Source organism: Streptomyces sp. AF1A, from assembly GCF_047340315.1.
In the GTDB taxonomy this organism is placed as follows: Bacteria; Actinomycetota; Actinomycetes; order Streptomycetales; family Streptomycetaceae; genus Streptomyces.
Genome location: NZ_JBLEBI010000227.1, coordinates 1 through 9,222 on the forward strand (window position 1 = coordinate 1; position 9,222 = coordinate 9,222).

Here is a 9,222-nt window from a genome sequence, read left to right on the forward strand (position 1 = left end):
GCGGCTCATGGGTGCCGTGCTCGCCCTGCTCGTCGTGGCGTTCGGCGCGGTCACCGCCTGGCAGACCAGCGAGCGCGCGGCCGCCGCCGACGACGTGCTGCACCGCAGCCAGCCCCTCAGTTCCGGCGCCGCCGGCATCTACCGCTCGCTGGCGGACGCCAACACCGCCGCGTCCAGCGGCTTCCTGGCCGGCGGCCAGGAGACCGCCGCCTCCCGGGACCGGTACGAGAAGGACATCAGCACGGCGGCCTCCGGGCTCGTGACGGCCGCCGCGAACGCCGAGCCCGGCTCCGCCTCCGAGGCGACCATCGCCCGCCTGAACCGGCTGCTGCCGCAGTACAAGGGCCTCGTCGAGCGGGCGCGCACCTACAACCGGCAGGGCTACCCGGTGGGCGGCGCCTATCTCCGGTACGCCAACGAGAAGATGCAGAAGGAGATGCTCCCGGCCGCGGAGGACCTCTACACGAAGGAGAACGCCCGGCTCGACGCCGACTACGGGGACGCGACGCCGTACCCCTGGGCGGCCATCGCGCTCGGCGTGGTCGCGCTCGCCGCGCTCGGCTGGGCCCAGCACCGCACGTACCGCCACACCAACCGGGTGCTCAACCACGGGCTGGTCGCCGCCAGCGCCGCGACGGCCGTGGTCCTGCTGTGGCTGGTCGTCGGGCACATGATCGCCCGCTCGGAGCTGAACGGCTCCTACGACCACGGCATCCGCTCGCTGAACGTGCTGCACGACGCCCGCATCGCGTCCCTGAAGGCCCGCGGGAACGAGAACCTGAGCCTGGTGGCGCGCGGCGCCGAGACCATCACGGCCGACGGCAGGACGTACGACGCCTACTACTACGACTTCGACAAGGACATGGCCGTGCTCGGCAAGGGACTGAGCCAGGCGGAGCACCTCGCCGACGACCGGGGCGGCACCGCGCCGGTCAAGGCGGCCGAGGGCAACATGGCGGTGTGGAAGCAGCGCCACACCGCGGCCCGCACCGAGGACGAGAACGGCAACTACCAGGAGGCGCTGGACAAGGTCATCGGCGCCAAGGGCGCCACGGGCGAGTGCTTCGACAGCGTCGACCGCAACCTCGCCCGGGCGATCGGTCACGAGCAGACCGAGTTCCAGCAGGCCGCCGGCGACGGCCGGGACGCCATGGCGGGGCTGCCCGTCGGCGCGGCCGTGCTCGCCGTGCTCGGCGCGGCGGGCGCGGTGGCCGGCATCGGGCGCAGGCTTTCGGAGTACCGGTGACAGGGGGCGGGACGATGGACGCGAGCCGGGTACGGGCCGCCCTGCGCGGCTGGGGCGGGGTCGGCGCGATGGCGGTCCTGTGCGCCCTGGCACTGGCGTCCGTCCTGCTGCTGCCGTGCACCACCCGGACCGCGGCCGGCCCGGACCGGGCCGGGCAGCGGATCGCCGAGGGCAGCCAGGCCCGCGCCGGCGACTGCAAGGACTCCGAGGCGCAGAAGCAGACGCTCTCCCCCTCCGGCGCGGACGGACCGACGATCGACGCCATCAAGGCCCGGACGGGCGCCAAGCGCAAGCTGATCGTCGGCGTCGACCAGAACAGCTACCGCTGGGGCTACCGCAACCCGAACACCGAGGGCGCGGAGCTGGAGGGCTTCGACATCGACCTGGTGCACCGGATCGCCCAGGACATCCTCGGCGACCCGAACGCCGTGCAGTTCAAGGCCATACCGACCAGCCAGCGCATCTCGGCGATCCAGGACGGGCGCGTGGACATGGTCGTGCGGACCATGACGATCACCTGTGACCGGCTGTCCCAAGTGGCCTTCTCCGCACCCTACTTCAAGACCGGGCAGCAGGTGCTGGCGCCCAAGTCGTCGTCGATCACCGGCTACAACGGCACGCTGGCGCACAAGAGGGTGTGCACGGCGGCCGGTTCGACGGCGTACGCCAAGCTGGACGCCGACCGGAAGGCCGGCACCCTGCCCGCCTCCACCGACATCTCCACCACCGTCCCGAACCAGCTCGACTGCCTGGTCCGGCTGCAACTCGGCGAGGTGGACGCGGTGGTGACCGACGGCGCGCTGGCCGCCAGCCAGGCGGCGCAGGACCCGACCGTCGAACTGAAGGGCGAGGCGTTCACCACCGAGTACTACGGCGTGGCGATGAAGCGGGACGCCACCGATCTGGTACGCCGGGTCAATCGCGTACTGGTGGACTACCGCACCGACGGCTGGCAGGCCTCGTACGACAAGTGGCTGTCGGCGACACTGGGAAAGGACTCGTCGGCGTCCAGGCCGCCCGCACCGCAGTACCTGCGCACCAGTTGAGCCACATCCGACCGGAACACACAGCAAGCGAGAGGTGATCGATGGGCGTCACGGACCCCGCCGGGCCGGTGATGGACCGGGACGAGGTGGACCGTGCGCTGGCGCGGCTCGGCCAGGAGCACGAGGCGATCGAGACCTCCCTGCTGGCCCTCCAGGACCACGCGGGCCGCAGACTCCTGGAGGGCGCCGCGCTGACCGGCGTCACCAGGGAACGCTGGCAGGCCACGGAGGCGCGGATCACCCTGCTGTGGTCGTACTTCGACGCGTACACGGCCGCCCTGCGCGGCGCCCGCGAGATCCGCTCCCGGCGCCGCTGGTCCAGCCGCGAGGACCTGGTGGAGCTGACCGAGCTGCTGCGCGGCACGTCCGTGACGGTCGCCGGGATCGGCAGGCTGAGCGAGTCGTTCTCGCTGGCCGAGCTGGTGGACCGGATGAACGAGCTGTACGCGACGAGCCTGGACATGGTCGTCGCCGCCGACGCCGTCTGGTCGGCGCTGCCCGCGCGGATCGATTTACTCGCCGCGGAACTCCAGCGCACCCGGCAGCTCGCGCACTCCGTCGGCGTGCGCCCCGGCGAGCACCCGTCCGGCGACGACCTGGAGCGGATCACCCGCACCCTGACCAAGCTGCGCGAGGACGTCGTCTCCGACCCGCTCGCCTTCTGGGTGCCCGCCGAGGGCAGTTCCGCGCCGGGCGGCGGCCGCCCGGACACCACGGTGTACGACCGCGAGGCGCGCGCCCTGGAGGACGTGCGGCGCGAGATCGACGCCGTGCTGACGGTCCGCCAGGACGCCGAGACGCGGCTGATCCGGCTGCGGGACGTGCTCTCGCGCGCGGACCGCACCCTCGCCGAGGCCCGCACCGCGCGCGGCGAGGTGCTGGCGAAGATCGCCGCGACCGAGGTCCCGGTGGTCAGCGGGCCGCCGACCGCACTGCAGGAACAGCTGGCGACCGCGGCCGAGTACCGCCGGCAGGCCCAGTGGCACCGGCTCTCCCCGCTCCTGGAGTCCCTGGAGCAGAAGGCGGAGGAGGAACTGCTGCGCGCCCGAGAGCAGTTGACCGCGGTGACCGCGCCGCTCGCGGTCCGTGCCGAGCTGCGCGGCCGGCTCGACGCCTACAAGGCGAAGATCGCCCGGCACGGCCTCGCGGAGGATCCGTTGCTGGTCGAGCGGTACGACGCGGCCCGGCGCATGCTCTGGAGCGCGCCCTGCGACCTGCGCGTGGCCGAACAGGCCGTGCTGCGCTACCAGCAGGCGGCGGCCGAGCTGCTGGGCGGCGCGGGGGCCGCCGAGGACGCCAAGGGGGACCAGTCATGAGTCAGGCGGGGCAGAGCTGTCAGCGACCGGGCTGCGAGGGGTCGTACGAGGACGTCGGCGGCGGCGAGCTGTACTGCGACACCTGCGGCCTCGCCCCGGTCGTGGCCGCCGGGGGTGCCTCCGTGGGGGGAGGCATGGTCGGCTCGCTTCCCACCGGGGTCACCAAGGGATCGTCGGACAGCGGGAGTTCACGCAGCTCGCGCACCTCCTCCCAGTCGTCGAGGTCGCGGCGCTCGGTCTCCGGGCGGCTGTCGCGCTCCCTGTCGGGCCGGTCCACCGGCCGCTCGGTGTCGGTGCGCAGCTCCGGCTCCTCCTCCGGCTCCTCGCGCGGGCGGCTCGGTGCAGGCCTGGTGCACGTGCCGCAGGTGCCGCGGCCCGACCCGCGCGCGATGGTGCTGGACAACCCGGAGGTGCCCGAGCGCAAGCGGTTCTGCTCGCGCTCGGACTGCGGGGCGCCGGTCGGCCGGGCCCGGGGCGACCGGCCGGGCCGCACCGAGGGGTTCTGCACCAAGTGCGGGCATCCGTACTCCTTCGTGCCGAAGCTGAAGGCCGGGGACGTCGTGCACGGCCAGTACGAGGTCGCCGGCTGCCTCGCGCACGGCGGCCTGGGCTGGATCTACCTCGCGGTGGACCGTGCGGTCTCCGACCGCTGGGTGGTGCTCAAGGGCCTGCTGGACACCGGCGACCAGGACGCGATGGCCGCCGCGATCTCCGAGCGGCGCTTCCTCGCGGAGATCGAGCACGCCAACATCGTGCGGATCTACAACTTCGTCGAGCACCTCGACCAGCGCACCGGCTCCCTCGACGGCTACATCGTCATGGAGTACGTCGGCGGCAAGTCCCTGAAGGAGATCGCCAACGCCCGCCGCGCACCGGACGGCCGGCGCGACCCGCTGCCGGTGGAGCAGGCGTGCGCGTACGGCATCGAGGCCCTCGAGGCGCTCGGCCATCTGCACAGCCGGAACCTGCTGTACTGCGACTTCAAGGTCGACAACGCCATCCAGACCGAGGACCAGCTCAAGCTGATCGACATGGGTGCCGTGCGCCGCATGGACGACGACGAGTCCGCGATCTACGGCACGGTCGGCTACCAGGCGCCCGAGGTCGCCGAGGTCGGCCCGTCGGTGGCGAGCGACCTGTACACGGTGGCCCGGACCCTCGCGGTGCTCACCTTCGACTTCCAGGGCTACACCAACGTCTACGTGGACTCGCTGCCCGACCCGGAGACCGTCGACGTCCTCCGCCGGTACGAGTCCTTCTACCGGCTCCTGGTCCGCGCCACCGACCCGGACCCGGCGCGCCGGTTCGGCTCCGCGCAGGAGATGGCCGAGCAGCTGACCGGCGTGCTGCGCGAGGTCGTCTCGCTGCAGACCGGACAGGCGCGGCCCGCGCTGTCGACGCTGTTCGGGCCGGAGGTGAAGGTCACGGACACGGAGCTGTTCCCGCGGCTGCACGGGGACGTGTCGCGGCTGGGGGCGCGGCCGGCGCGCAGGGGCCCGCGGGCTGCCGCCCCGGCGCTCCCGCCCGCCCTCGTCAAGCCCGTCGACGTCCCGACGGCCGCGCTCGCCCTGCCGGTCCCGCTGGTCGACCCGAGCGACCCCAACGCCGGCTTCCTGGCGGGCCTGCTGGCCTCCGCACCGGCCGAGCTGATCGCCGCGCTGGACGCGGCGCCCGCGCGGACCGTCGAGACCCGCCTCCGGCAGATCCGCGCCCGCCTGGAGAGCGGCGACCACCAGGCGGCCCTGACGAGCCTCGCCGAGCTCGACGAGGAACGGCCCGACGACTGGCGGGTGGTGTGGTACCGGGGCGTGGCGGACCTGGTCACCGGCGACTTCGAGGGCGCCGCGCTCGCGTTCGACGCGATCTACGACGCCTTCCCGGGCGAGGCCGCGCCCAAGCTCGCGCTCGGCCTGTGCGCGGAGGTGCTGGGCCAGCTGGACAACGCGGCCGAGTACTACCACCTGGTGTGGGCGACCGACCCGAGCTACGTCAGCGCCGCGTTCGGGTTCGCCCGGGTGCAGCTCGCGGCCGGGGACCGGCGTGGTGCCGTACGGACGCTGGAGTCGGTGCCGGAGTCGTCCATCCACTACACGGCCGCACGCGTCGCCGCCGTCCGGGCCCGGCTCAGACAGCGCACGGCCACCGCGGGCGACACGCCGCTCCTGGACGACCTGACCGCCGCCGCCGGGCAGGTCGAGGCGCTGCAGGCGTACGGTCTGGACCCCGCCCGGCGCGAGCAGTTGTCGGCGGAGGTACTCGGCTGCGCGCTGGACTGGATACTCTCCGGAGGCCAGGGCACCGCCGAACCGGCCGTGGGCGGGCGGGTGCTGCTGGGCAGTGGTCTGGACGAAAGAGGCCTCCGCTTCGGCCTGGAGCGCGCCTACCGCACGCTGGCCCGGCTGGCGACCGGCGGCGAGGAGAGGATCGAACTGGTGGAACGGGCGAACCGTTACCGCCCCCGGACGTGGGTGTAGTTGATGTCGCAGATGCCCCAGCAGGCCGCACTGGCGCAGTGCCCGAGCTGTGCGGAGCCCGTCGAGCCGGGTGACCTCTTCTGCGGCGCGTGCGGTCACGACCTTTCGGTGGTGCCCGCCCCGTCGCAGGACCATCCGACCCTGACCATGACCGGTCCCGCCGCGCCCGGGGACGGCGTGACCTGGCCCGCCCCCGACCCGGACGGCTCCGGCGCCCCGCCCGCGGTGCACCTGCCCGCCGACCTGCCGGGCACCGACTCGGGCGGCGGCCCCCTGCCCGGCCACGACCCCGCAACGCCTCCGCACGGCCGCCGGGTTGCCACGCCCGAGCCCCACCAGCCGCACGTGCCCGGCCAACAGCCCGGAAGCCGTCGGTTCACCGCACCCGGAACCCCGGAGGCACACGTGCCGCTCCCGCAGCAGTCCGCCGGTCCGCACGAGCAACCGCCCGGCGCTTCCGGTTCCGGTGAGTCCGAGGGGTCCGGGGGATCCGGCGGGCCCGAGGGGTCCGGGGTGCGTTTCGACCGGCCGGCGGAGCCGGACGAGTACCCGCTGCAGGCGCCGGACCCGCGTGCGGCCACCGTGCCGGAGGAGCCCGCGCAGACGTGCGTGGCCTGCCGGGCCGGCCGGGTGGACAGCGACGGGTACTGCGAGAACTGCGGGCACGCCCAGCCCCGCGAACGCGACCATCTGGAACGGGAGTCGGGCCCGGTGGCCGCCGTCAGCGACCGGGGCCTGCGTCACCACCGCAACGAGGACGCCTTCACCGTCGGCCACACCACGCTGCCCGACGGCACCCCGGCGGCCCTCGCCGTCGTGTGCGACGGCGTCTCCTCGGCGACCCGCCCCGACGACGCGTCGACCGCCGCCTCCCAGGCGGCCGGCGACACCCTGCTGACCGCGCTGCCGCGCGGCACGCACCCCCAGCAGGCCATGCACGAGGCGATCGTGGCCGCCGCACAGGCCGTCAACGCCCTCGCCGAGGAACCCGCGACGGCCCGCGAGCACGCCCCGCACCAGAACGCCCCGGCCTGCACCATCGTCGGCGCGGTGGTCACCTCCGGGCTGCTGGTGGTCGGCTGGGTCGGCGACAGCCGGGCCTACTGGGTGCCGGCCGACCGCGGCGCGCCCCCGGCCCGGCTGACCGAGGACGACTCCTGGGCCGCGCAGATGGTCGCCGCCGGCCTGATGAGCGAGGCCGAGGCCTACGCCGACGAGCGCGCCCACGCGATCACCGGCTGGCTCGGCGCGGACGCCTACGAACTGGAGCCGCACACCGCGTCCTTCAAGCCGGACCGGCCCGGGGTCGTCGTGGTGTGCACGGACGGCCTGTGGAACTACGCCGAGACGGCCGAGGAGATGTCCGAGCTCGTCCCGGCGGACGCGGCGGCCCGCCCGCTGCACAGCGCCCGGGTGCTGGTCGGCCACGCCCTGGACGGCGGGGGCCACGACAACGTAACAGTGGCGGTCCTGCCGTTCCCGGCGGCGCCGCAGGGGGCAGGATCGGCCTGAGGCCGAAAGCCGCGCGCCGGGCGCGACGCCTGCGGCACACAGAGGCCTCGACGGACCGGAGGGGACCGGTCCGTGCACCGTCATCGCCCCGCGTGCGGGGTGTCCGAGGGGGATGCGATCAACCATGGCCAATTTCGCGAAACCGAACGTGCCGCAGTTCTCGGTGGACGTCTACCAGAACGAGTACCTGCCCGAGGGCGGCCGTGAGGTCAACGCCGTCGTCACGGTGACGGCGACGGGCGGCGGCACCATCGGCTGCGCCGTCGGCGGGCCCGGACTCCTGCCCGGGCAGCGGTCCGCCGCCGCGGTCGCGATCATGGTCGACTGCTCGGGGTCCATGGACTACCCGCCGACGAAGATGCGCAACGCGCGCGACGCCACGGTCGCCGCGATCGACACCCTGCGCGACGGCACGCACTTCGCGGTGATCGGCGGCACCCACGTGGCCAAGGAGGTCTACCCCGGCGGCGGCCGGCTCGCGGTCGCCGGCACCGCCACCCGCGAGCAGGCCAAGCAGGCGCTGCGCCGGCTCGGCGCGGGCGGCGGTACGGCCATCGGCACCTGGCTGCGGCTCGCCGACCGGCTGCTGTCGTCGGCGGACGTCGCCATCCGGCACGGCATCCTGCTCACCGACGGCCGCAACGAGCACGAGTCGCCCGAGGACCTGAGGGCCACGCTCGACGCGTGCGCCGGGCGGTTCACCTGTGACGCGCGGGGCGTGGGCACCGACTGGGAAGTGAAAGAAGTCACAGGGATCGCCTCCGCGCTGCTCGGCACCGCCGACATCGTGGCCGACCCCGCGGGCCTTGCCGCGGACTTCACGCGGATGATGGAGACGGCGATGGGCAAGGAGGTCGCCGACGTCTCCCTGCGGGTGTGGACCCCGGTCGGCGCCGCCATCAGGTTCGTCAAGCAAGTCGCCCCCACCGTCGAGGACTTGACCGGCCGGCGCACCGAGGCCGGGCCGCGCGCCGGGGACTACCCCACCGGGTCCTGGGGCGACGAGTCCCGCGACTACCACCTGTGCGTCGAGGTGCCCGCGGCCGGCATCGGCCAGGAGATGCTCGCCGCACGGGTCTCGCTGGTCGTGCCGCAACCTGGGGGCACCGCCCGCTCGAGCGCAGCCGAGAGTGGGGGAGGATCGGCACAGAACCTCGGCGCACAAGGGCTCGTACGGGCGGTGTGGACCGACGACATGGTGGCCTCGACCTCGATCAACCCCCAAGTCGCCCACTACACCGGGCAGGCCGAACTGGCACAGGCCATCCAGCAGGGTATCGATCTTCGCAAAGCGGGCGATATCGATGGAGCAACCGCCAAACTGGGGCGTGCGGTTCAGCTCGCCAACGCCTCGGGGAACGCGGATACTGCGAAACTGCTTGCGAAGGTGGTGGACGTGGTCGATGCCGCGACAGGTACTGTGCGGTTGAAGACGAAGGTCGCGGAGGCCGATGAGATGACTCTGGAGACCCGGTCCACAAAGACTGTTCGAGTGAAGAAGTGACCCTGGAAGCGCCCCTGGCGATCCAGCCGGACCCGTAGGAGAAGGGGAAGCACCGACATGCCGACCTGCCCGAACGGACACCAGTCGGGTTCCGACGACTGGTGCGAGGTCTGCGGTCACCGCA

Annotated in this window: 6 protein-coding genes; all 6 read left to right on the plus strand. The window is 73.5% G+C overall.

What is annotated here, in order from left to right:
* On the plus strand, positions 1–1,246 hold a 1,246-nt coding region (locus tag ACLU3S_RS33575; protein ID WP_413955762.1), incomplete at its 5' end, for a hypothetical protein.
* A 14-nt stretch (positions 1,247–1,260) separates the two neighbouring features.
* Complete coding sequence (locus ACLU3S_RS33580; RefSeq protein ID WP_413955763.1) at positions 1,261–2,292, plus strand: glutamate ABC transporter substrate-binding protein; 1,032 nt, start codon at positions 1,261–1,263, stop codon at positions 2,290–2,292.
* A 41-nt stretch (positions 2,293–2,333) separates the two neighbouring features.
* Entirely contained in the window at positions 2,334–3,608 is a 1,275-nt protein-coding gene (locus ACLU3S_RS33585; protein WP_413955764.1) for a hypothetical protein, read from the plus strand.
* Entirely contained in the window at positions 3,605–6,082 is a 2,478-nt protein-coding gene (locus ACLU3S_RS33590) for a tetratricopeptide repeat protein (protein ID WP_413955765.1), read from the plus strand. The genes ACLU3S_RS33585 and ACLU3S_RS33590 overlap by 4 nt, the downstream gene beginning before the upstream one ends.
* A gap of 3 nt (positions 6,083–6,085) precedes the next feature.
* Positions 6,086–7,594 (plus strand): protein phosphatase 2C domain-containing protein, encoded by a 1,509-nt coding sequence (locus ACLU3S_RS33595; protein WP_413955766.1) that lies wholly within the window; start codon positions 6,086–6,088, stop codon positions 7,592–7,594.
* Positions 7,595–7,718: 124 nt separating this feature from the next.
* Positions 7,719–9,098 (plus strand): VWA domain-containing protein, encoded by a 1,380-nt coding sequence (locus ACLU3S_RS33600; protein ID WP_413955767.1) that lies wholly within the window; start codon positions 7,719–7,721, stop codon positions 9,096–9,098.
* Positions 9,099–9,222 lie beyond the last annotated feature (124 nt).

Bases quoted from the DNA above. Each gene is read 5' to 3' on its own strand.
- ACLU3S_RS33580 (WP_413955763.1), top strand. From the start codon at position 1,261: ATGGACGCGAGCCGGGTACGGGCCGCCCTGCGCGGCTGGGGCGGGGTC.
- ACLU3S_RS33585 (WP_413955764.1), top strand. From the start codon at position 2,334: ATGGGCGTCACGGACCCCGCCGGGCCGGTGATGGACCGGGACGAGGTG.
- ACLU3S_RS33590 (WP_413955765.1), top strand. From the start codon at position 3,605: ATGAGTCAGGCGGGGCAGAGCTGTCAGCGACCGGGCTGCGAGGGGTCG.
- ACLU3S_RS33595 (WP_413955766.1), top strand. From the start codon at position 6,086: ATGTCGCAGATGCCCCAGCAGGCCGCACTGGCGCAGTGCCCGAGCTGT.
- ACLU3S_RS33600 (WP_413955767.1), top strand. From the start codon at position 7,719: ATGGCCAATTTCGCGAAACCGAACGTGCCGCAGTTCTCGGTGGACGTC.